19 protein-coding genes are annotated in these 23,778 nt (G+C 62.5%); 14 read left to right on the top strand and 5 right to left on the bottom strand.

The features are described from left to right. Positions 1-105 precede the first annotated feature (105 nt). The 11 genes from DDF70_RS06840 to DDF70_RS06790 all read left to right on the top strand — a co-directional run bounded on the left by DDF70_RS06840 (position 106) and on the right by DDF70_RS06790 (position 14,435). On the top strand, positions 106-846 hold the full coding sequence (locus DDF70_RS06840) for a calcium-binding protein (protein ID WP_114944113.1): 741 nt from the start codon (positions 106-108) through the stop codon (positions 844-846). A 91-nt stretch (positions 847-937) separates the two neighbouring features. Further along, the gene (locus tag DDF70_RS06835; RefSeq protein ID WP_245435389.1) at positions 938-3,157 is read left to right on the top strand and encodes a glycosyltransferase; all 2,220 of its coding nucleotides are present in this window, start codon (positions 938-940) and stop codon (positions 3,155-3,157) included. Beyond that, entirely contained in the window at positions 3,154-3,981 is an 828-nt protein-coding gene (locus DDF70_RS06830) for a class I SAM-dependent methyltransferase (protein ID WP_114944111.1), read from the top strand. The genes DDF70_RS06835 and DDF70_RS06830 overlap by 4 nt, the downstream gene beginning before the upstream one ends. A gap of 5 nt (positions 3,982-3,986) precedes the next feature. Then, positions 3,987-5,273: a glycosyltransferase family 4 protein gene (locus DDF70_RS06825; RefSeq protein WP_114944110.1), complete on the top strand. Its 1,287-nt coding sequence runs from the start codon at positions 3,987-3,989 to the stop codon at positions 5,271-5,273. Then, entirely contained in the window at positions 5,270-6,040 is a 771-nt protein-coding gene (locus DDF70_RS06820) for a hypothetical protein (RefSeq protein ID WP_114944109.1), read from the top strand. Before DDF70_RS06825 ends, DDF70_RS06820 begins: the two co-directional genes overlap by 4 nt. A gap of 57 nt (positions 6,041-6,097) precedes the next feature. Beyond that, positions 6,098-8,284, top strand: a complete 2,187-nt coding sequence (locus DDF70_RS06815; RefSeq protein ID WP_114944108.1) for a glycosyltransferase family 2 protein — start codon at positions 6,098-6,100, stop codon at positions 8,282-8,284. A gap of 7 nt (positions 8,285-8,291) precedes the next feature. Further along, complete coding sequence (locus DDF70_RS06810) at positions 8,292-9,599, top strand: glycosyltransferase family 4 protein (RefSeq protein ID WP_114944107.1); 1,308 nt, start codon at positions 8,292-8,294, stop codon at positions 9,597-9,599. Between the two features lie 33 nt (positions 9,600-9,632). Further along, entirely contained in the window at positions 9,633-10,820 is a 1,188-nt protein-coding gene (locus tag DDF70_RS06805) for a polysaccharide pyruvyl transferase family protein (protein WP_114944106.1), read from the top strand. A gap of 79 nt (positions 10,821-10,899) precedes the next feature. Continuing rightward, the gene (galE, locus tag DDF70_RS06800) at positions 10,900-11,895 is read left to right on the top strand and encodes a UDP-glucose 4-epimerase GalE (RefSeq protein WP_114944105.1); all 996 of its coding nucleotides are present in this window, start codon (positions 10,900-10,902) and stop codon (positions 11,893-11,895) included. Between the two features lie 140 nt (positions 11,896-12,035). Further along, a complete protein-coding gene (locus DDF70_RS06795; protein WP_114944139.1) occupies positions 12,036-13,262 on the top strand; it encodes a polysaccharide pyruvyl transferase family protein in 1,227 nt (408 codons plus the stop codon). 12 nt (positions 13,263-13,274) lie between these two features. Beyond that, the gene (locus tag DDF70_RS06790; RefSeq protein WP_114944104.1) at positions 13,275-14,435 is read left to right on the top strand and encodes a hypothetical protein; all 1,161 of its coding nucleotides are present in this window, start codon (positions 13,275-13,277) and stop codon (positions 14,433-14,435) included. Between the two features lie 27 nt (positions 14,436-14,462). On the opposite strand, the gene DDF70_RS06785 is transcribed toward DDF70_RS06790, so the two are convergent. Together DDF70_RS06785 and DDF70_RS06780 are read right to left on the bottom strand one after the other, a co-directional pair. After that, positions 14,463-15,683 carry a glycoside hydrolase family protein gene (locus DDF70_RS06785; RefSeq protein WP_114944103.1) on the bottom strand — a complete coding sequence of 407 codons (1,221 nt, stop codon included), beginning with the start codon at positions 15,681-15,683 and terminating at the stop codon, positions 14,463-14,465. A gap of 20 nt (positions 15,684-15,703) precedes the next feature. Continuing rightward, the gene (locus DDF70_RS06780; RefSeq protein ID WP_114944102.1) at positions 15,704-17,017 is read right to left on the bottom strand and encodes a family 1 glycosylhydrolase; all 1,314 of its coding nucleotides are present in this window, start codon (positions 17,015-17,017) and stop codon (positions 15,704-15,706) included. Between the two features lie 224 nt (positions 17,018-17,241). On the opposite strand from DDF70_RS06780, the gene DDF70_RS06775 reads away from it, so the two are divergent. Both DDF70_RS06775 and DDF70_RS06770 read left to right on the top strand, forming a co-directional pair. Continuing rightward, the gene (locus DDF70_RS06775; protein ID WP_114944101.1) at positions 17,242-19,116 is read left to right on the top strand and encodes a glycoside hydrolase family 2 protein; all 1,875 of its coding nucleotides are present in this window, start codon (positions 17,242-17,244) and stop codon (positions 19,114-19,116) included. A gap of 139 nt (positions 19,117-19,255) precedes the next feature. Continuing rightward, the gene (locus tag DDF70_RS06770) at positions 19,256-19,483 is read left to right on the top strand and encodes a hypothetical protein (RefSeq protein WP_114944100.1); all 228 of its coding nucleotides are present in this window, start codon (positions 19,256-19,258) and stop codon (positions 19,481-19,483) included. A gap of 60 nt (positions 19,484-19,543) precedes the next feature. Here DDF70_RS06770 and DDF70_RS06765 read toward each other — a convergent pair whose 3' ends face one another. From DDF70_RS06765 to DDF70_RS06755, 3 genes are all read right to left on the bottom strand, one after another. Continuing rightward, positions 19,544-20,779 carry an NAD(P)/FAD-dependent oxidoreductase gene (locus DDF70_RS06765; protein WP_114944099.1) on the bottom strand — a complete coding sequence of 412 codons (1,236 nt, stop codon included), beginning with the start codon at positions 20,777-20,779 and terminating at the stop codon, positions 19,544-19,546. A gap of 47 nt (positions 20,780-20,826) precedes the next feature. Beyond that, on the bottom strand, positions 20,827-21,849 hold the full coding sequence (locus tag DDF70_RS06760; RefSeq protein ID WP_114944098.1) for a 4-hydroxyproline epimerase: 1,023 nt from the start codon (positions 21,847-21,849) through the stop codon (positions 20,827-20,829). A 78-nt stretch (positions 21,850-21,927) separates the two neighbouring features. Further along, positions 21,928-22,854, bottom strand: coding sequence for a dihydrodipicolinate synthase family protein (locus DDF70_RS06755; protein ID WP_114944097.1), 927 nt, complete (start codon positions 22,852-22,854; stop codon positions 21,928-21,930). A gap of 127 nt (positions 22,855-22,981) precedes the next feature. Here DDF70_RS06755 and DDF70_RS06750 point away from each other — a divergent pair, with 127 nt between their 5' ends. Next, positions 22,982-23,698, top strand: coding sequence for a GntR family transcriptional regulator (locus DDF70_RS06750; protein WP_114944096.1), 717 nt, complete (start codon positions 22,982-22,984; stop codon positions 23,696-23,698). The last annotated feature ends 80 nt before the right edge of the window (positions 23,699-23,778 follow it).

Genomic DNA, 23,778 nt, shown 5'->3' with positions numbered 1-23,778 from the left:
ATCATCTCCCGGAAATCTCCTTGCGCAAATAGCGCTTCATTTTGGCTCGAACATGCAACCGGGTGCGTCGCGGCTTGCCCGGTGCTGACAACAAGGATGAGAGATATGGCGACTATTGGTGGTGGAGCCTCAAGTGACGTCTTGCACGGCACGCACGGTCCGGATGTGATTTTCGGAAACGGCGGCGACGACCTGATCTTCGGCGGCAACGACAGCGATGCTCTCTCGGGCGGCGCCGGAGCGGACACGCTCTTCGGCGGCAACGGAGACGACTGGATCTCCGGCGGCGCCGATGACGACGTTCTTTTCGGCGGCAATGGAGCCGACGTGATCCAGGGCGATGCTGGGAACGACATCCTGTTCGGCGGCAATGGAGACGACATTCTGCTCGGCGGCGCCGGTGACGACTATCTTCGCGGCGGGAACGGCAACGACATCCTCCAAGGTGGTGATGGAGCCGATGTTCTCGAAGGCGGTTCGGGTGACGACATCCTTCAGGGCGGTGCCGGCGACGACATCCTGCGCGGCGGATCCGGAAGCGACATCCTGGACGGTGGCGCCGGCGACGACGTCCTGCAGGGCGGCGCTGGCGGCGACACGTTCGTCTTCAGCGGCGGCGGCGGCAACGACGTCATCCTCGACTTCAAGGCCGGCCAGGACATCCTGCAGATCTCAAAGGGGATCAACGGAACCGATATCGCGTCGGCCGAAGACCTTGCGAGCCGCGTCCATCAGGTAGGCCACAACACGATCGTCGATCTCGGCAATGGCGACACGGTCACCCTCGTGAACGTCAATGCCGACGACATCAACAACAACCCGAGCGACTACTTCTCGGTTCACTGATCCGCCTCTGCGGTGAAGAGCGGATGTCGCGGACGCTTCTGCGGCATCCCACCAGGACAGATGGAGACGAAAAGCAATGGCGGAGCTTGCCATGCTCACATCACCAGTCGACGGTCTCGCCTCCCCCAAGGTGGCATCTCTCGGGCGCGACGTGGTTCTGCTCACCTGGGACGTGCCGCACGCCGAACGCGGCTCGCCGTCAAGCCTCAAGAACGACGGCGAAGACATCTGGCCTTCCGCATCTCTGCGTCTCTCCTTGCCCGGCGGCGGATCACGCCTCTTCTGGGTCTTTCAACGCCCGGCAGATGAACGGGCAGGTCTCGATCTAAGCCTCGAAGCGCGCGGTCTCGGAACATCCGTCTCCATCGATCGCGATGTGACGCTTGCCCCGGCGCACGCCGAGGACCTGATCGACGGCATCGACAATCATGGTCGCGTGGCCCTCGCATCCGCCCTCCTCAATGTGTGGGGCGCGATGTTCCGCCTCCGGCGCGACAGAACCTTCATCGAACTTCTCAGCAATCTTCTCTCGCACATGGCCCCGACGCCCGGACAGGCCGTCGCCATTGCGCAGATCGCCGACGACTTCATCCTGACGCGGACATCCCTCGTCGCCGGCTTCGGCAAGATCGACGCGATCTATACGTTCGGCAGGAATGGACTGACGCGCATTCACGCCGTCGCCCATAGGATTCCCGATGCGAAAGATGGTCGGGATGTCATCCATCTCCTGATCGATCGCGCGCGAATTCCCGCCGAAGATCCTCTCCTCATTCTGATTGGACCCGGAGGCCTGTCCGTCCGGCGTTTGCTCAAGCCGGAGGGACGCCTGCCCTCGATCGAACGTTGGTTTCGTGAGCAGGCGCAAGCGATGCCCGGTTTGCGTGAACACGTGCTGCGGGAGATTGCCGCACGCTCCGCGGCAGGGCCTGCCTACGCGCTCGAGCTGCAGCTTCGGTCACCCCTGCGCCCTCGTCGGCTTTCGAGCAGCCTCACGGCCCCTTCGGCCGAGATCGTTTCCGCACTGGCGACATCTGCGGGGACCTTGGTGACCGGATGGTACCGTGATCCGGTCAATCTCTTCGCGGGGATCGAGGTCGGCAGCACCGAAAACGAACCGCTTGATCTCACAAAGCACCTGTTCACGTTTCCCGTTGAAGTCGCGGGGCCGACGAAAGGATCCCGTCTCGGGGCCACAGGGTTCGCCGTTCTGGCACCCACCGGCACGCGCGCGGCGCAGAACCTGCAACCGCGCTTCCATCTGCGCCTCAAATCCGGCGCACGTCATTCTCTCGTACCGCACCCTCAACCGGCCGATCCGGCCGAGGCTCGCGCCGCGGCCTTGCGGGCCATACCGGCGCAGCACGTGGACCAATCCGTCCTGACGCAGGTTCTCCGTCCGGCCATCGCTGATCTTCACGCTCAGGTCCGCAACCAGATCGGGCGCCCCACAATTCGGAAGATAGGCGTCTCTCACCAGCGCCCGAAAGCGTCGGTGATCATCCCGCTTTATCGGAACCTGGAGTTCCTCCGCTTTCAAATTGCCGCCTTCGCTGCCGATCCATGGATGCGCGCGAATGCGGAACTTATTTATGTGCTCGACTCTCCCGAACAGGCTCAGGAAGTCGAGCATCTTCTGGGTGGTCTCCATCTCGTCTACGGCCTTCCCGTCGTTCTCGTCGTCATGGAGAGAAACGGTGGATACGCGCGCGCCAACAACGTCGGCGTGTCCATTGCTCAAGGCGATGTTCTGGCACTGGTCAATTCCGACATCATCCCGGTTTCTCCCGGATGGCTGGAGGCAATGGCCGCGCGTCTGAACGGCCGCCGCCGCATCGGCGCCGTCGGGCCGAAGCTTCTGTTCGAAGACGGATCGATCCAGCACGCCGGCATGTACTTCTCGCAGGATCATCGCGGCTACTGGCTCAACCAGCATTTTCACAAAGGCATGCCGCGCGACTACGCTCCGGCGTGCGAAGAGCGCGTCGTTCCCGCCGTGACCGGAGCCTGTCTCGTTACCACAAGATCATTGTTCGAATCCGTCGGCGGCTTCACTGAAGATTATGTGGTCGGAGATTACGAAGACAGCGATCTCTGCCTCAAAATAACCATGACGGAGCGCAAGATCGCATACGTCCCCGACGTCGAACTTTACCACCTCGAACGGAAGTCGATGTCTCTCAACGCCGAGTACATGCGCGGGATCGCCTGGCAGTACAATTGCGCTCTCCATACCGAGCGCTGGCGCGATGTCATGATTGCAGCAATGCAGACCGGACGCCCTCGCAAAGGAAGGAATGCCGCCATATGAATGCGCAGTTCGATCTCACGAGCGCCTCACGTGCACCGAACCTCGATCCGGGTGCCGACGCGATCCTCCAGAATTTGATGGAACAGATCACGCAGGACGATTCATTGCCGGCTCCTTCGCCGGAAAACGTGTTCGTCGGCGACGGCGACTATCGCGCGATCGGCGCCGAATATCTCGGCCACTTCGTTCGCCTTGGAGGTCTTCAGCCATCCGAGTCGGTACTCGACATTGGCTGCGGAATCGGGCGGATGGCCGTTCCGCTGACGCAGTACCTCGATTCCGAGAAGGCCTTCTATGAGGGCGTCGACCCTGTGAATGCCGGCATTGAATGGTGCGTGCAGAACATCACGTCGTCGTATCCGAACTTCCGGTTCTGCCGCGTTGATGTGGCTCACGAATTGTACAACCCTGGCGGAGCGATTGCAGGCCATGAGATCGTCCTGCCGTTCTCCGATGCGAAGTTCGACTTCGTCACGATGGTATCCGTTGCGACCCATCTGCCGGAGACGGAGATTTCCGCTTACGCACGAGAGGTCATGCGCCTGCTGAGGCCGGGCGGACGCCTGTTCCTGACCGCGTTCGTGGTCGCGGCGGGGGATCCGGACAGGAAGACGGCCCGCCCGCGGTTCACGCGGGGGAAGACGCCTGGCACATGGTATGGCGATCCTTTGGCGCCGCTCGGCGCGATCGGCTTCGATGCGGGAATCATCGAGGACATTCTCAAGAAGGCCGGCCTTCAGATCCGCCGCCTGAGTCTCGGCCATTGGCGGGGGATCGAGAGCAATCACTACCAGGATGTCATCATCGCGGTTAAGCCGGAGTAGATCACGTGACAACCCGCGTCCTGGTCATTGCCCACAATCATCCGGATTTTCATCCCGGCGGGACGGAGATCCTCGCCCATGATCTCTTCCGTGAGTACCGCTCGCGTCCTGACGTCGAAGCGCTGTTCCTCGCCGCAACGAACAATCTCCATCGCGGTCAAAGGCCGGGAACGAGCTTCCAATCGCCCGGTGGCGCACCCGATGAGGTCGTCATGTGGTGCGGGCATTTCGACCAGTTCAACCTGAGTCAGATCGACGCTTACGGCGTCGTTCCTCATCTCGTGAGTCTGCTGGAGGATTTTCGCCCCGACATCGTCCACATTCACCATGTCCTACTCATGGGAGTGGAGTTCATCGCACTGGTGCGTCGTATCCTGCCGAACGCCCGCATCGTCATGACGCTCCACGATTACTTCCCGATTTGCGCTCACGACGGACTGATGATGCGGACGGTAGGGAAGGAACGATGCGACCGCGCGACGCCCCATCGCTGCAATGGATGCTTCCCGGACATCCCGGCGGATCGCTTCCTCCTGCGCGAAACGTATATCCGGACCCATCTCGACCAGGTTCACCGCTTCATTGCTCCCAGCCGCTTCCTCAAGGAACGCTTCGTGAGCTGGGGTCTTCCGGCCGGCTCGATCGAAATCGTCCCGAACGGGCGGCCTGCGGTCGTGCCGTCCGCGCACCGATCCGCTCCCTCGGGCAGGCGGTCCGTGTTCGGCTATTTCGGCAATCTCAACCCCTGGAAGGGCGTCCCCGTTCTCCTCAAGGCCGCTCAGCGTCTCATCGCGGACGGGGTCGAGGATTTCGAGCTTCGCCTGCACGGCGGCGCACCGTTTCAGTCAAAGGAATTCGTCGAGACAATCGACAATCTTCTTAACGAGACGGAGCCTCAGGTCGTGCGGCTCGGACCCTACGGCCGCGAAGACATTGGAAGCCTCATGGCTGCCGTCGACTGGGTGGTGATGCCCTCGGTCTGGTGGGAAAACGCCCCCCTGGTGATCCAGGAAGCCTTCGCTCATCGGCGCCCCGTCATCGCCAGCGGCATCGGAGGAATGGCGGAGGCCGTCCGGGACGGGATTGACGGCCTGCATGTCCGCCCCGACGACCCGTCCCTTCTCGCCCGCACCATGCGGCGGGCCATCGAGACGCCCGACCTGTGGGAGACATTGGTCGCCGGGATCACTCCGCCGGCCGAGATGACGGCCGTCGCGGAGCGACACCTCTCTCTCTATCGCAGCCTCCTCAAAGGAGCCGACATCATCCAATTGAAGGCGAACGCAGCATGAGCGCAGCACAATCCAACAATGCGGTGGCCGTACCGGAGCCACCGGCGGGTCCGCAGCTTCAGGGCCGCGTCGACGCCATCGAAGGGCGGCGCCTCTACGGATGGGTCTGGGATCGGGCCCGTCCTACGGAGCGCCTCCATGTTCGCATCACACTGGACGGGGAGACCATCGCGTCGACCACGGCCGACATGCCCCGTGTGGATCTGCGCCGCAACGGGATCGGCGACGGTGGCTACGCCTTCGAGATCGAGCTTCCGGACCGCGCCGGCCAGGGCAATGCCGGTCTTGCTGTCGTCGCGATCTCTCCGTCGACCGGCGACGAGCTCGTCCTGCAGGCTGCGAGCCAGGACGAGCGCGCGGCCGAGGCTGCCCTCAGCGCACCGCTGAACCGGGTCTTCGATCGTCTCGAACTGCTCATCGAAGCGCAAAGGCGATCGCAGATCCTGCAACGCGAGGCCGTCGAGAGCCTCCGAGGGACTTCGAGCCAGATCAACGAGATCGTCGCCGAAGAGAACGGCATCGCGGCGGCTCTCGATGCCGTCCGGGCCAATCAATCCGACCTCGCCAAGAAGATTTCCGACATCGAAGTCTTTCATATGCGGTTCGACAGGGTGCTGGCGGATTTCGGAAAGCAGATCGATGACCTCGGATCGTCCGTCGACCGTCCGATGCGAAGGGCCGTCACCCTCCTGATGGCATTCGGAGGCATTTCCGCCGTCAGCGCCATCGCGGCACTCGTCGTCCTTCTGCGTCATCCTCCTTGGTAACCCGCCTTCTCGAAGCGCAAGCAAACAACGGTCATCGAACGGAATTTCAGGTCTCCCATGCAGCACAATACGCAACCGGTGGAAATGCGCGACCTGCCTCTCGACGGCGAGAGCGCGCTCGTCACTCCGATCGGCGACGACCTCGCGCTGATTTGCGGAGTGGCCGACGCCATGACCGACCATGTCGAAGCATTGCTCAACGGCGATCCTTCCATGACCATGAAGGCCGACACCATCTGCTGGGTCCGCAAGGATGCGCCTGCCGATGCCGCGATTGGTTTCGTCGCCATCGTGCCGATCCGCCTCGCCGCCAAGGTTCGCCTGCGTTCCGTGGTCATGCGGCGCAGCGGTCCGCCGATCCGCTATACCCTGATCAAGCCTACGGTCCCTCTTGCCACGTTGATCAGGATCGTCTCCGCCGATGCGGGTGATCGATCATCGATCATCATCGACCGCATCGTTCATGCTCTGATCGCCGGAAAGAACAGTCAGAAGCGTTTGGAGGCCGCCATATCGGTGCTCGGCGCCGCGGGCCCGACCGATGGTTGGATCGAGGTCATCGGCTCGATCGATACGGGTCAGGTGTTTCTTCAGGGCTGGGCCACCGATCTGCCTTGCGACAGGGTGCACGTTCTTGCGGCCCACGAAGGACTTATGGCCGGCGAGTTCAAGTCGGCTTCGGTTCCCCGCAGCGACCTGGGGGAGCAAGGCAAGGGCTTCTTGGGACTGCTCGACACGGGAACGTCCGTCATCGATCCGGGCAGGCTCAAGAAGGTGTTCTTCCGTGGACGGGATGGGTGGCGGAGTCTCGAAGTCTATGACCGTCGCGTTCTCCTGTCCCCGACCGACGTTCCCGCCCATATCCGGGACGGCCTGGTCCGCGCGCATGCAAATCCGGACACGATGCTGACGCTCCGGCGGGCCGGCGAGCGGTTCGACGGTCGCGACACGGTGTCGGACCTCAAAGTGCCGGTTCGCATCGGCATGGACATGGTCGCCGAGATTCCGGGCGGCGGGATTCTGGTGGCCGGCTGGATGCTCGATCCGGAAGGCCACGTGGATTCCCTCACCCTGCGCACCGGCGCGACCCAGCAGCGGATCGACGACACCTGGACCCGCCTCCCCCGGTCGGACGTCTCATCGGCGTTCCAGCACAACAGCCTCTTCGCCGGACGCCTCGACCCGGCCCGCAACGACCACGGCTTCCTGGCCTTCGTTCCCGGCCTGCCTGCTGCGGCGGAGGTACCGGTCTATTTCGAGATGGCCGTTGGAGATGCGGTCGCGTTCTATCCTCTCACGCCTCTCCGCGGCATGTCCCGCCGATCCCTCGAGCGGCTCATCTCGCCTCTCGATCCTCGGACGGCGGCCGCCGGAGCCGCCATCGAGCGTCATATCGGCCCGATGATGCAGGCCATGGCCGCGCCTGCGCCAGCCGTCACGGAAATCCGCGACTTCGATTTCGACGATTCTGAAGCCGGCAGGGCTCTGGTCATCGGAGCCGGAATCGATGTCGAAGAGGCGGCCGTGACCTTGTCTCTCCTGGCACTGGACGCCGAGACGAAGGACATGCCGATCATCGTGGCCGCGCCCCTGGAGGCTTTCGACAGCATTGCACCGGAAGCGGAACGGCTCTCCCGTTTCTACGGCATCAAGGTCCGGGTGATCGGAGCAACGGGCGTGCAGGATGCCTGCGATGCCTTCGAGGCCGCCATTCAGGCGACGCGGGCGGAAACGCTGATCTTTCTCGCCGCCGGCGTACTGCCACGCCAGGCCGGATGGATCTCGTCGCTCGAGCGGGCCTACCGCAACCGCGGCGGCAAGGCCTTGATCAGCCCCACGATCCTCTACGAGGACAACTCCATCCGCTTCGCGGGCACCTGGCTCGACCAGGAGGAGCAGAAGCTCGTCGACCGCTACATCGGCTATCCGCGCGATGTCGTGCGCGGATCCCAGCCGACGGAGGTTATCGCCGGATCGCTCTCATGCTGCATCGTCTCGCGCGAATCCATTGCGTCGGTCGGCGGCTTCACGCGCTCCTATCTGGGCGCCGGCGAGAAGGGGCGCGATCTCTGCCTCAAGATGAGGCTCGGAGGGACGCCCGCGGTATGGCTCCCGGACGTCGAGATGATTTCCGCCGACAACGATGTCGGTCCCTCGGCTTTTCCGGCACACCGCCTGGCCCAGAAAGTCGATCGCTGGAGCTTCGACCGCAAGTGGTCGCTCCTCATCAACAACATGAGGTAGTGCAAGCATGTCAAATCACCCTCCCCGCGTACTCATCGTCTCGCATGGCCATCCGAGCTTCTCCCTCGGAGGCGCCGAGATCGCCGCGTATAACCTGCACAAGGGTCTCAACCGGATCGGCAACGTCGAATCCCGTTTCCTCGCCCGTGTCGGCCACCCGGTCGCGAGGCACAGCCGAACGGCCCTGATGAGCCTTCGGCAGACCGAGGGCGAGTTCCTCTATCATGCCGACGAATACGATCACTTTCTCATCTCGAACCGGAACACCGAGGAAATCGAGCGCGACTTCCTCCGCGTCCTCAGGGACCTGCGGCCCGACGTCGTTCACTTCCATCACTTCATCGGCCTGGGTCTCGAAATGATCTATGCCGTTCGCCGGGCGCTTCCCGCTTGCGTGATCGTCATCACGTTCCATGAATTCCTTTCGATCTGCAGCCATCATGGGCAGATGGTGAAGACCGGCGGCACGAAACTCTGCCACAGGGCGTCGCCATCGGATTGCAATGCATGCTTTCCCGAGATCTCCCCGGCACGCTTCCTGCGCCGTGAGCATTTCATCCGCGGACTTCTCGACGTCGCCGACTTCTTCGTGTCTCCCAGCCAGTTCCTCGTCGACCGCTACGTGGACTGGGGGCTGGATCGTTCACGTTTTATCGTCATCGAGAACGGCCTCGACATCGCCGAGACCGCGCCGCCGCGAAGCTTGCCCCAAAGAGGCGGTAGGCGCTCCCGCTTCGGCTATTTCGGCCAGATCACACAATTCAAGGGCGTCGATGTCCTCCTCGACGCGGTCACCTGCATTCCCGATTCCGTCTGGGGAGACGATGCCCAGCTGATGATCTTCGGCGGCAACCTGGAACGTCAGCCGGAAGCGTTCCAGGAGAAGATCAGGAAGCTGGTGGAACGGGCCGGATCGCGGGTGAGGTTCTACGGCTCCTATCAGAACAGCGAGATGCCGCGCCTCATGCGCTCGATCGACTGGACGATCATTCCCTCCATCTGGTGGGAGAATTCCCCGATCGTGATCCAGGAATCCTTCCATCACGGACGTCCCATGATCTGCAGCAATATCGGCGGCATGGCCGAGAAGATCGTCGACGGGGTCAACGGGCTCCATTTCCGCGTCGGATCGTCCCAGGATCTCGTCGATCGCATGACCGAGGCGCTGACGAGCCCGAAGCTTTGGAACGACCTGCGCGCGGGTATCGGGCAGCCGATCACCTACGAGGAATGTGCCCAACTTCATCTCGATCTCTATCAGGACCTTGCCGCGAAAAAGGCGACGAGCCCGTCAGCGGTCGCGCTTACGGCTTAGCCGACCATCGCAAAATCATCTGGAGGCAACACTATGAAGCGTATTCTCGTCATCAGCCCTTCGGGCGAAGTCTACAACCACGACAATGTCCGCTGGTACCGTCACAAGGATATTCAGCGCAGCATCAACCATTACCACAACATCGGCGACGCCTTCGTCTTCGACTCGTCGTTGAAGCTCCTGAACTACGACAAGCTCGATGCCCTGGAGATCGCAAACCCCGACCTGACCCAGATCGACCGGATCAATGCCGAGTACGATTACGTGTTCCTGCGCGGGTCGAACTATGTCCATAAGGACATGGTCTGGAACCAGGCGGTCGACGTCCTCAAGAAGATCAAGATTCCGGTCATCGCCTGGGGCATCGGCGCTCAGGCGCCAGTCAAGGGCAAGATCGAACTGTCGGATGAAACCAAGACCGTTCTTCGCATGATGGCCGATTCCACCACCTCCATCGGCGTGCGCGGGGCCTACTCGGCGCAGGTCCTCTGGGATCTCGGCATCAAGAACGTCCGCATCGTCGGCTGCCCGACCGCGTTCCGCCGGAACAACCCGAATCTGAACATTCAGCTGCCTCCACTGGAGAGCATCCGGACGGCCGGCATCACGGTTCGGCGCGAGGTGTCGTCCACATATGCACGCGACATCAAGCAGTACCTGACGTTCCATCGGGACCTCGTGAAAAGCCTGGCGGCGCGGTTCGACGTGGTGCTGATGGCGCAGGGCGAGGTCGAGGAAAAGAAGATCGTTCTCGGGACGGCGGAACAGCGCGAAGAGGCGTTTACCGCACTGCGCGCTGACAAGCAGGTCAACGATTGGTACCTCGACGACACGATGGAAAAGCTCCACAGGGAGAGGCTGTTCTATTCCGACGTGGTCGCCGACTACGAAGATCTCGTGCAGCAGAAGGACCTTGTCCTCGGATATCGTCTCCATGGCAACCTGATGGCGCTCGCGAACGGTGTCCCGTCGATCTACTTCACCTATGACAGCCGGACGGTCGAGTTCGCAGAGACCTATCAGATTCCGAGCTTCGACGTCTTCTCAGGCAAGGAGTTCAGGCTCGAGGATTACTGGGACCAGTCGCTCTTCGACAAGTTCAATCGCGCCTACCATCACACCTACCGCGAAATGCATCAGTTCCTGGTTGAGAACGGGGCGGATACGAAGATGCAGCCCGTGATGAGGCAGAGCGAGTACAGGCAGTTGCAGGCTGCCTGATCGTCCCATCGGGGGAGCCGGTAGCATTCCGGCTCCCCTTCCATTCTCACCACGTCACAGCAAAGAACGAGGGGCAGTCATGACTGTGTTGGTAACGGGCGGGGCCGGCTATATCGGAAGCCACATGGTTCTGGCATTGGCCGATGCCGGGAAGGATGTCGTGGTCCTGGACGATCTCAGCACCGGATTCGCGTGGATGGTCCACCCGGACGCGACACTCATCGAGGGCGACATCGGCAACGAGAACCTCGTTGCGGAGATCATCAGCAAGCATTCCGTCAAAGCGATCGCTCATTTTGCCGGCTCGATCGTCGTTCCGGAATCCGTCACGGATCCGCTGAAATACTACCTCAACAACACCGTCAGGTCGCGGTCGCTTATCAGCGCTGCGGTGCAGAACGGCGTCGAGCAGTTTCTGTTCTCCTCGACAGCCGCCGTCTATGGCGACGCCAAGGAGAGCCCGATCTCCGAGACGACGGCACTCAACCCCGTTTCTCCTTATGGCACGTCGAAGCTCATGACCGAGATGATGCTGAGGGACGTTGCCCGCGCCCATCCTCTCCGCTTCGTGGCCCTCCGGTATTTCAACGTTGCAGGCGCCGACCCTCAAGGCCGCAGCGGTCAAAGCACGCGCCAGGCGACGCATCTCATCAAGGTCGCAACCCAGGCCGCTCTGGGCGAAAGATCCCACATCGACATCTTCGGAACCGATTATCCCACGCCTGACGGCACATGCCTGCGTGACTACATTCACGTCTCCGACCTGGCCCACGCCCACATGCTCGCGCTCGATTACCTCGATGCGGGCGGCGACAGCACCGTCTTCAATTGCGGCTATGGTCGCGGCTACTCGGTGCACGAGGTCGTGGAGGCCGTGAAGAGGGTCTCGGGTGTCGATTTCCCCGTGAACCTTTCTCCGCGACGAGCCGGGGATCCCGCTACCCTGATCGCCAGCGCCGATCGGATCCGTAAGACCCTGAACTGGTCTCCCAAGCTCGACGATCTCGAGGCGATCATCCGCCATGCCTTGTCGTGGGAGAACAGCCTGAAGATGCGCCGGGCGGAAGCGGCTTAACCAAGGATTTCACCGGGGCGATCTCGTCCAGGAGCGAGAGAGCCCTTATCAGCTCATACGCCTTCGGCATGGGCCTGCCCCGAGACCGGCAGGTACCAGGCCGCGTTCCGGCGAACACCGATTTCAGGATTGGATTTCACATGCTCGACGAGATGACCATGGACAAGCCGCTCGACCAGGCCGCCCTCAAGCCGAAGGCTCCCGCCAAACCTCTGCGGGTCGCGATCCTGTGGAAGTATCCGTCCCTGGGACTCTACTCGAACTCCGCTTTCGAGGATCTCTACAACGGGATCGGCCACAACAACGGCAATCTGGCCTTCGTCTATGCCATCGCCAGCCATATCTCCAATCCGGTCAAATTCTTCAGTTGGAGTGCATCGGCCGAGAGCCTGAAAGAGAATGCCGACCTCATCGTCATTCCCTGCGCCAATCAACTGGGGCGCCACACGGATTACGGCAACATGGCGGACAACCTGGAAAAATCGGGCTTGCCGATTGTCGCCATCGGGCTTGGTGCTCAGGCCGACAGCTACGATCAGGACATCCAGCTGACCGACGGGACCCGTCGTTGGGCCCAGGTCATCGCGCGATCCAACCCGTCCTCGGCGGGATCCAACATCTATACGCGTGGTGCGTTCACCACGTCGCAGCTCGACAAGCTGGATATCCACGGTTCCGTGGCCGGCGGCTGCCCCTCGTATTTCACGAACCCGAATCCGGGCCTCGGCCAGAAGATTCACAAGCAGTGGTCGAACCTTCCCTTGCCGCGCTCCATCTCGGTCGCCGCAGGTCATCAGGCGTGGTTGAAGACCCGGGATATCGAGCATCAGCTCATCGGCCTCATGATGGACCCGATGTATCCGGGCCAATATGTGGTTCAGTCGATGGGAGAGATGATCCGGGTCTCACGGGAGATCTTCGACGAGATCGACCCGCATGCGCTGAAGGAGATCCACAACCACACCGTCCCTCATTATTCCTTCGAGGAATTCAAGGCTTGGTGCCGAAACTACGTCCGCTCCTTCTACGACGTTCCGGCCTGGATGGACACCCTGCGCCGGCATGACCTCACGATCGGATCCCGGTATCATGGCGTGGCCCTGGCTCTTCAGGCAGAGCGCATGGGCTTGACCGTCACGATCGATTCCCGAACCCGGGAACTCTGCGAGAACACGGGCGTCCCGCACGTTGCCGCGAGCGACCTGACCGCACCGCTCACGCGCTCCAGCCTGAAGAAGTTGATCCGTTTCGATCCCGACGCCTATGACCGGCATCGGAGCGCGGCGGCGTCGCGATATCTGGACTTCCTCACTGCGAACAGGCTCCAGCCGGCACCCTTCCTGCAGCGGATCGCAAACGGCAAGTGAGATGCAGATCTCATGATCAGGATCGCATGGTGGAACACCTTCGCAGGGCCGGCGATTCTCCTGCTGATGATGTGCAGGGCTGTGGTCGCCGATGACCCGCTTCACTTCTCGGTCTCTCCCGAACCTGAAGTGGTCTACAGCTATGAGCGGCAGCGCTGCGACTGGCGCACGATTCCCGATTCGCCCGCCAGGGCGTATCGCCGCCGGGACGGTTCCGTGGCCCTGATCGCCGCGCATTTCCGGAACAGGGTTCTGGAGGGTTCGAGCTTTGCCGATCTGCGCCCCGATTGCTCGATCGTGTCCCAGGGAGAGGAATCGGCCGATCCCGCAGCCTTGAATGACCGCTTCTGGGTCCAGAGCCTCATTCCTCTCGATGACGGCCATGTTCTCGGGTTGGCGAGCCAGGAGTTCTCCGGGCTCCGCCATGACGGGCTTTGCGCCAAGGGACCCGGCAAGCCGGAATGCTGGTATCTTTCGCTCGTGGCCCTGGAAGCGAATGAGCGGGATTTCTCGTTCAAGCTTCTGCCTCGGGAAAAGCGCCTCATCGCCGGATCGAACAAGCGGTTCGACACGGGCACCAAGGCCGCTGGCTTCCTCACGCTCTCGAACACGGTGTTCGATGGCGAGAACGCCTATTTCATCGCCTGGACGGAGGATGCAGCAGAACCGGGCGGGCGCGGGAACTGCCTGTTCCGCGCCCCACGATCAGACCTCGTGGCCGGTTGGCGGATGATGAGCAGAGGCCGCTTCGTTCGTCCTCCGAACCCCTATCCGGTCGACGGACAGGAACCCATTCAGGCTACATGCGACCGCCTCGGGAACGGCGACATGACCGGCAAGGTGCGGTCCCTTGTCCGGCTGGAATCCAGGAACCTCTGGATGGCCGTGTGGTCCACGCGGGTGAACGACACCGGGGGCGTCTATTATGCGACCTCGCCGGATCTGCGGAACTGGTCGCCGGCCTCCCTTCTCGCCCCGTTCGACCCGCCGTGGGGAACCACGGAGAAGAAGGCGTATTACGACTATCCCTCGATCATCGATCACGACAGCCGGTCACCGGTCTTCCAGACGGCCGGGAGCACATTCTACCTGTACCTGACCCGCTTCAACTGGCAGTCCAAGCGCCCCACGATGAACAGGGATTTGCTTCGCTTCAAGGTCACCATGGATTGATGGATCTCCGATCCTGCGGGACGTCCATCACTGCGCTGGGACCGACCCGGCCACCCGCTTCGAACGCGCGGCGGCGTTGCGCGCACGTGAGCGGGAGAAGAGCCTGCGATGGAGTTCGTCCACATGGCGGACGGATTGCAGGGCCGCGAGCATCGGCTCGCAGATCAGCCGCTCTCCGTCGGGATCCCGATGACAGACGGGATCCCAGAGCCCCATCGGCGTCCAGATCTCCGGGTCGTGCCATTCCGGCATGCCCAGGATCGGATAGAGGCACACTCCTCGCAGCGGCACCCCATCCTGAAGCAGGTCCTCCGCCTCCTGCGCCACTTCGCGCAGCCAGCGCCCACGGCTGTCGCCGATATGGCTCGTTTCCGTGATCATCACCTCGCCGCCATAGCGCTCCCACACCGAGCGGACGAGGGCGCTCAAGGGCCAACGTCGGGGATCCTCGTCCGCCAATGGCGGGATGACCCCGTCGGCCCGCGGCGTCCCGCCGAACTCCCACTGGTTGGTCCAGTAATAGTTGATCCCCACGATATCCAAATGCTTCCGGCTGCCGCCGAGCTCGGGCAGCAGGCGGCCACAGAGCATGTCCCAGCTCTGGAAGACGAGGCGGTCGTTGAAGTCCCGCACCTGCTCCTCAAGCTCCGGATGGTCGGGAGGCGCAGCCACGCGGCAGAGGGGATCGACATTCACCATGCGCGCGCCGGGGCAGGCCGCCCACAAGGCGTCGATGCCTTCGATCGCCGCGCGGGACAGTGCTACCTTGAGATCCCAGCCGCGCCCCGTCACGTGGGGCGCGAACAGGCCCTTCTCGCCGGCCGCGTAAGACAGGAACGAGGGTTCGTTCACGGGCGTGAAGGCGCAGGTGCCCTCCGTGCGCCGGGCGATGTAGCACCCGACCGCATAGCAGTAATCGGCGAAGCGCCGGGGGAAATCCTCGCTCCACAGGTCGAGACCCTTTGGATAGCCGTAATGGAAGAGATCCCATACGACTTCCACATGGTGACGGCGCGCCGCCTCGATGAAGGGCGCGACGGTGGAGAAGTCGTAACGTCCACGCCCGAGATCCACCAACGGCCAGCGGATGGTCTCCCGGACGGCATGAATGTCGAGCCTGGCAAGCTGCCGATAATCGTCGTCCACGGTCCTGTCATGCCCGGTCGCCACCACCTGGTCGAACCAATGGCCGTGCCGGTTGTAGCCTGTGGAGCCCTCGAAGCCCGCGAGAAAGAAGCTTCTGAACATCCCGCTCTCCCCATTCCGGTTCATATCGCCGCGGCGGCGGAGGATGAGACCTGTGAGAGCATGCCAACGCTCTCGGCCCCAGCCCGCACCAGGCGCCGGTACATATCCACCCCCGTGGTCCGCACCCGGCGCAGCGGATCGGTCTCGTCGGGGATGATGTCCCACAAGCCCATCTGGGCCAGATGCTCGGTCACCGGGCGGCGCCCCTGGCGGTAGGCCCAGGTGACAAGGGCGAACATCGGCCACCAGGTATATCCGACCAACGGAATGCCCTCTTCTCGGAGCTGCCGGGTGGCCGCCACGGAAGCGTCGAGCCAGTCGAGCCGGCGGCGCAGGGATCCCATGGAGGCCGTTTCCGAAATCATGAGCGGAGCCCCATAACGCTCATAATAGAGCCGGCCGAGGCGGGTGATGAGATCAGCGCCGGCATAGGGCATGCGGATCCGAAATCGCCCTCCGGCATCCCGCAGCAGCTTCTTCTGAGTGAACATCGGGTAGAGATTCATGCCGATGACCGGCAGCGCCACGGCATTGTCCTGAAAGTAAGCGAGATCGGCCTCCTGCGCGCCGTTCTTCAACAACCAAGCCCAGAGTGAGTGGCTCTCGTCGATCCGTCCGGAAACAAGGTCGAGAGCGAGGAAGACGATATCCTGGCGCCGCCGAGCCTCGTCCTCGAATGCCGGGTCATCGGTATCGAACAGATCGGTGGCATCGACGAAATACGGCACGATCTCCGGATCGACGCTCTCCAATGCCTTGACGGTCTCCACCATGCCCTTTGCGATCGCGAGCATCAGCGCCACGAAGCCGGGCCAGCTGCGCCGGAACGGCGGCCACCAGCCGAGGCGCCCGCAATACCAGCCTGTGATCCGCGGCTCGTTGAGAGGGGTGTACCAGGTGATCCGCCCGCGAAATCGTTCGGCCAAGCGCGCCGCGTAATCTGAAACGAGCTTCGGATAGTCGGGATGGAGAAAAGCTCCCTCGATCCAGGCAGGCAATCCGTAATGGACAAGGTCGACCTGAGGGTCGATGCCAAGGTCGAGCAGCCGCTCCAATGTCTCGTCCGGAAACGTCCAGTCCCAAGTGTTCGGCGCGGGCTGAATATGGTGCCACGGGACGCCATAGCGGGCGCAGGGGACGTCAAGTTCGGCCACAAGGCCAAGATCGTCATGCCAGCGGTCGTAGTGACCGGTCAGCTCATACTCGTCCAGGGTACGCCCCGTGACCGGGTGCGGGGCCGTGATGAAGGTGTCCTCGATCCCGGTGGACCACCAGAACGCATCCGGTGCGGTAAGGCGATGAAGGCGGGACCGAGATGGGAGCGCTTGGGTCATGCCGAGGCCATCCCTTGAGCGTCAGTGCTTCCACTGCAGCACAGCGGTGAGGCCGTGGCGAACCTCGGCCGTCATGTGATCCAAGTGAGTGAACGGCTCAGATGCGGGAAAGTTTCACCGGAAGGCTCTGTTGAGAACCTCCCCGGCCTTCATGCGTTGGTCGGGACGAAGGGTGAGCCGGTGTCCTGCACGACAGCGGCAGCAAAACATCGAGCGGAGGGGACATGACCGAGTCGATCGCTCCAGCCGAGCTCCATCCGCGTCCGCAGCTGCGCCGTGAGCGCTGGATCGACCTGTGCGGCCCATGGGGCTTCGCATTCGACGACCAGGACAAGGGGCTCGCCGAACGCTGGTTCGAACGGATGGAGCCCTTCGACCGCGAGATCGTGGTTCCCTTCGCACCCGAGAGCAAATTGTCCGGCGTGCACGAAACCGGCTTTCATCCGGTGGTCTGGTACCGCCGCGAGGTAAAGGTCGAGAAGACGGATCGCAGCGATCGGATCCTGATCCATTTCGGTGCCGTCGACTACAAGGCCACAGTTTGGGTCAACGGACGCATGGCGGTCGAGCACATCGGCGGGCAGACGCCCTTCTCGGCCGATATCAGCGCCTTGCTCGTTCCCGACGAAACCCAGGTCATCGTGGTTCGCGCCGAGGACGAACCCCGAGATCTCCAACAGCCGCGAGGCAAGCAATACTGGGAAGAGCAGCCCGGCTATATCTGGTATCACCGTATTACGGGCATTTGGCAGCCCGTCTGGCTGGAGCCGATCCCCAAGGTCGCCATTGCGGAGCTGCGCTGGACACCGGATGTCGACCGCTTCGGCACCGAACTGGTTGTTCGGCTCGACCGTACGCCTCCTGCGGGGTCGCGCTTACGCGTGCAACTGAAGGGAGACAGGCCGACCCGCACTCTCGTCGACGACACCTATCTGCTTTCGGGGCGAGAACTGCGGCGCAGCCTTCTCCTAGATATCAACGATGCGGCCATCCGCCGACGCCGCACGCTGCTCTGGGCGCCCGAACACCCCAACCTCATCGAGGCCTTGATCGAATTGATCGACGAGCACGGCACGGTCATCGACCGCGTCGAAAGCTATCTCGGTCTTCGTCGCATCGAAGCTCGCGATGGACGTTTCATCATCAACGGCATTCCGACGTTCCTGCGCCTCGTTCTGGCACAGAACTACTGGCCGGATTCCCTCCTGACCGCACCGGATGCGGAGGCTCTCAAGCGTGAAGTGGAACTGGCGCAATCATTAGGCTTCAATGGGGTCCGCATTCACCAGAAGCTGGAGGACCCACGCTTTCTGTACTGGTGCGACCGGCTCGGCATGCTCGTCTGGAGCGAGGCCGCCAACGCCTATGTCTACTCGGACCGCGCCGCTGAAATGCTGACCCGCGAATGGCTGGAGGCCGTCCGCCGCGACTACAACCATCCGTGCATCATCACCTGGGTTCCCTTGAACGAAAGCTGGGGTGTGCCCGACCTGGACCGTTCGGCTCAACAGCGCAGCTTTGTGAGCGCCCTCTATCACCTCACCCGGGCGGTTGATCCGACGCGACCGGTGATAGCCAACGACGGCTGGCAGCACGCGGTCGGCGACGTATTCGGCGTGCACGATTATGCGCCCACCGGGGACATGCTGCGGGAGCGCTATGCCGACCGGCAGACCATCGCGCGCACGTTCCGCGAAGTCCGTCCGCATCACCATCCTCTTCTGGGCGAAGGCACCGAGATCGAGGACGAGCCTATCGTGATCAGCGAGTTCGGCGGGCTCGGCTTTGTGCCGCAGGCCACCGAGGACTGGTTTGGGTACGGCCAATTCGCCAACCCGGACGCCCTGCTTGCCCGCTACGAGGAGCTCGTCGATGCGCTGCTGGCCTCCACGGCGCTTGCCGGTTTCTGCTACACCCAGCTCACCGATACCGCGCAGGAAACAAATGGCCTGCTCACCGTCAACCGTGAGCCGAAATTCGCTTCTGAACGCCTGCGCGCCATCAACAGCCGACCGTCGAAGGCGGTGCCGAGCGAGATTCTCGATATGCTGATCAAGCAGGAGGTGGAGCGGCGGCGGCGCGAGCGCGGTCAGGAATAGGGTTTCGTAGAGACGGGCGCTCCGACACCACGGACTGGTCCAGGGCACGAAGTCTCATCCCTTGACCGGAACCTAGCGCCCCACCGATGATTGCCCCTACGGAATTCGATAGATGCCTCAACAGCGGAGCGCCGCCTGAATGCCTATTCCCCTGCCGAACCAGCCCTATCCGGAACCGACGCCCGCGGATCCCAATCCGGCGCCCGTAAGCCCGCCCACGCCACCCGAGGGCCCCGCACCCGAGCCGATCGGGGTGCCTCCGACAACGCCCGGGGATATTCCGCCGCCTGGCGAGCCGGTCGGCGTGCCACCCACGTCCCCGCCGGAGATCCCCGTGACGCCGACGACGCCTCAGCCGACGGCATGAACCTATCCTAGGCGACCGGCCGAAGGATCGGGTACCTGAGTTCCGGACGGACAAGCCTGCTCAGAAGCGCTGGGCCGAATAGGGCTTGAGATCGATTTTGCCGGCTTCCCCGCCGATGAGATCCGCGACAAGCCGCGATGTGACGGCAGCCTGCGTCAAGCCGTGATGACCGTGACCGAATGCGTAGACGATGCGACGATCCCGCCTGGAAGGACCTATCACCGGCAATGAATCGGGAATGGATGGACGAAAGCCCATCCAGCGTCTTGCGTCCTGATCGGCATTGAAGTCGGGCAGAAAGCGCTTGAGCCGTGCGATCATCGCGGATGTGCGAGCATGGTTGGGCTTGGCGTCCAAACCCGCGAACTCAACGGCGCCCCCGACTCTGTCGCCGGTATCGAGCGGCGTCGTCACGAAACCTTCGCCCTCGAACATGATAGGGCGATTGAGGCCGAATGAACCCTTAGGGTAGGTTGCGTTGTATCCGCGCTCTGTATCGAGCGGAATCCCATCTCCCAGCATCTTCGCCAGCGGCCGGGACCATATCCCCGCAGCAATGACAACGCGATCGGCAACGACAGGTTTGGTGGCCCTGTCTGTCCGGACATGGATCGTGTCGTCGTCCGGTTGCACCGCCAGAACGCGAGCGGCCAAGTGCTGCGCGCCGCGTGCGAGAGCGAGCCTTTTAAGATCCGCCGCCAGGTGGGCGGGATCGGAGATGTGGCACGCTTCCGGGAAGAGCACGCCTGCTTCGACGTTTCGAAGCGCGGGCTCCAGGCTTGCGAGTTCCTTTCGATCGAGAACGTCGACTCCGATGCCGAGGGCACGCTGGTGATCGATGATGTCCTTGGTCCTTAGAAAAGCCTCTTGCTGCTTCCATACGGAGAGAATGCCGTTTTCGCGCAGATGCGCATTCAGGTCCAACGAGGAAAGCAGCGTCTTCCAGGAGGGCAATGCTTCCGCGTTGATGGCCCGGATGGCGGCCATGCTGGCCTTGATCCGCCGGGGCGACGACGCCAGCACGAAGCGCATCAGCCAGGGCATCAGGGCGGGAAGATAACCAGGCCTGATGGTGAGAGGACCCAGCGGATCCATCAACCAGGTCGGAAGGTTCCTCCAGACCTTGGGAGATGCGAGCGGCATGATGTCGGTATGAGCAATCCAGCCGGCATTGCCGTCCGTCGGACGAGCGGTCTGATCGCCCGGATCGATCAGCGTGACGTCATGTCCACGATCCAGAAGGGCATGTGCGGCTGCGAGGCCGACGATTCCAGCTCCGACTATCGCTATCCGCATCGTGCATCCTGTTCAGAAGAGATAAGGCTGTCGCCGACGCTCTGATGTTAAGCCTTTGACGCCCGGTCCACGACCTGGAAGCCTTTCGCGAAGGGATCACGATCGTCGATGATGAGCGTATTGAAGCCTGTCACCCGCGCCCATCCTTCGATGGAGGGGATGATGGCCTCCCGGTCTCCCACCTTCGCACGCCCCTCGATGCGTCCGACGAAGGTGGACCCGATGATGCTCTCATGCACGAACGCATCGCCCTCCTTCAGTTCACCGCGAGCTGCGAGATGGGCCATGCGGGCCGATGTTCCCGTCCCGCAGGGCGAACGATCGATGGCCTTGTCGCCATAGAACACGGCGTTGCGGGCGGTGCCGCCTTCGGTCTGCGCACGTCCGGTCCACAGAACGTGGGTCAGACGGTTGATGTCCGGGTTCTCCGGATGGGCGATCCGATAGCGCGCATTGAAGGCTTCCCGCAGCTTGGGGCTCCACCGCAGGACGTCCGACGGATTGATCTCCGCCAGGTCGGAATAGAGCGGCTGCGGCTCGACGATGGCATAGAAATTGCCGCCATAGGCGACATCCACCGTCAGATGCCCGAGCCCCTCCACCTCGACCTCGTAGCCGGTCCCATAGAGGAAGGATGGGATGTTGGTGATGCGGACTCGCTCGATGAAAGGACCATTCTGTTCATAGCGGGCCTCGACCACGCCGGCCGGCGTATCGAGACGCAGGAGCCCCGGCGTCTTGGGATGGATCAGGCCGTTCTCGAGCGCGATGGTCACGGTACCGATCGTTCCATGTCCGCACATGGGGAGGCAGCCGGATGTCTCGATGAACAGAATTCCGACATCGCAGTCAGGGCGCGTCGGCGGATACAGAATCGAACCTGACATCATGTCATGCCCGCGAGGCTCGAACATCAAGCCGGTGCGGATCCAGTCGTACTCCGCCAGGAAATGCTGGCGGCGCTCGAACATCGTGGCGCCCTTCAATTGGGGAATGCTGCCGCCGGAAACCACGCGAACCGGGTTTCCACAGGTGTGGCCGTCGATGCAAAAGAAGGTGTGGCGCGCCATCGCTGCACTCGCTGATCGTGAGATAGATAACGACAACAGAAAGGACGAAGGGCCTTGAGGCCCTTCGCCGTGTTTCAATCAGGCGGCGGATCTCAGCCCGACATCGGGAAGGACCGGACGGTTTTTCAGCGCCTTGTCCATGACCGCCTCGACTTCGGCACGTTCCTGAGCGCTCAGGGGAAGACGCGGAGGGCGCGTCAGCTCCGAACCACGGGCCATGATCGCCTCGCACAGCTTGATGCATTGCACGAGATCAGGGCGGGCATCGAGGTGGAGGAGAGGCATGAACCATTCGTAGAGCGCCCTCGCCTCCTCGTAACGCCCGGCCTTCGCCAGACGGAACAACGTCTCGCCTTCCTGGGGAAATGCGTTCGACATGCCCGAAACCCATCCGGCTGCGCCCAGCATGACGCTCTCGACAACGACATCGTCGAGGCCCGCAAACAGGACGAAGCGGTCTCCGACCATGTTCTTCGTATCGGTGAAACGGCGTGTGTCGCCCGACGAATCCTTGAAGCAGACGATCGTGTCGCAATCGGCCAGGGAGGCCAGAATGTCGGGCGTCACATCGTTCTTGTAGATGGGAGGATTGTTATAGACCATCAAAGGCAGGTCGGTGGCCTTGGCAACGCCCCGGAAATGCGCAGCCGTCTCATGAGGCTTTGATGAATACACCAGAGCGGGCATGACCATGACGCCATCGAGCCCTACCCTCTCCGCCTCCTTGGCGACCTCGGACGCGAAGGCCGTCGTAAACTCGGCGATCCCCGCGATCACCGGCACCCGGCCCCGGGAAACATCCTTCGCGACCTCCATGACGGCAACCTTCTCCGAACGGCTGAGCGACGTGTTCTCGCCGACGGTTCCGCACACGATCAACCCGGAAACGCCATCCCGGATAAGACCGTCGATCACCTTGGCCGTAGCCTCGATATCCAAGTCGTAGTTCGACTTGAACTGGGTGGTCACTGCGGGAAAGACCCCTTCCCAACCGATCCTGGCCATTTCGCCCTTCTCCCACTCTGGACATTGAGTAGAAGCATTGTAGATTGTATAAAATCTACCTTGTCAAGCCAAACTCTCTCGGCACTGGTAAGGATGCGTGCCTTGCAAATTGAATGATAGTCCGTCCATGACGCTCGAAACCAAGTCGCCTCCCCGACCCGCGCTCAAGTCGCTTCAGCATCGGACGATTGCCGCTGCCGTGGCTGAAAGCCTGCGGGAGCGGATTCTCGATGGTGAATTCAAGGCGGGTCTCCCGTTGCGGCAGGATGCTCTGGCGAGCGAGTTCGGCGTGAGCCGCATCCCCGTTCGAGAGGCCCTGATGCAGCTCGAGGCGGAGGGGCTGGTGAAGATTCACCCCCACCGCGGTGCCATCGTCTCCGAGCTTTCCACGGAAGAGATCCAGGAGCTTTTTGCGTTGAGGAGGCTGCTCGAGCCTCGCCTTCTCGAGGCTTCCGCGCGACAGCTGACCTCGGACGACTATGACAAGCTCAACCAGATCCTCCAGGAATACAGCGCGGAGCTTCGGGCAAACCACGTCCGGCGCTGGGGGGAACTGAACACGCAATTCCATATGCTTCTGTACCGTCACGCCGGGCAGCCACGAACATCGGCCATCGTGGCCAACCTCCTGCAGGAATGCGACAGGCACACCCGGCTGCAACTCTCCCTCACGGACGGCATGAAGCGCGCGGAGACCGAGCATGCCGAGCTTGTGCGTCTCTGCCAGAACGGGCAGATCGCAGAGGCCTGTTCTCTCCTCAGAACGCATATCGACGATGTGGCAAAATCGCTGCAGACCTACATCGAAGGTCATCAGAGGACGGACGGCAGCCGGCAGGCTTAGACATTACCCCCATTTTCAGAATTCGAGACGAACCGGCCCGACAGGCAGACGAACCGGAGCCGCAGGACTCCGGTTCGAGC

It is taken from the genome of Microvirga calopogonii (genome assembly GCF_003347665.1).
In the GTDB taxonomy this organism is placed as follows: domain Bacteria; phylum Pseudomonadota; class Alphaproteobacteria; order Rhizobiales; family Beijerinckiaceae; genus Microvirga; species Microvirga calopogonii.
This window is presented reverse-complemented; position numbering and strand designations above follow the sequence as displayed.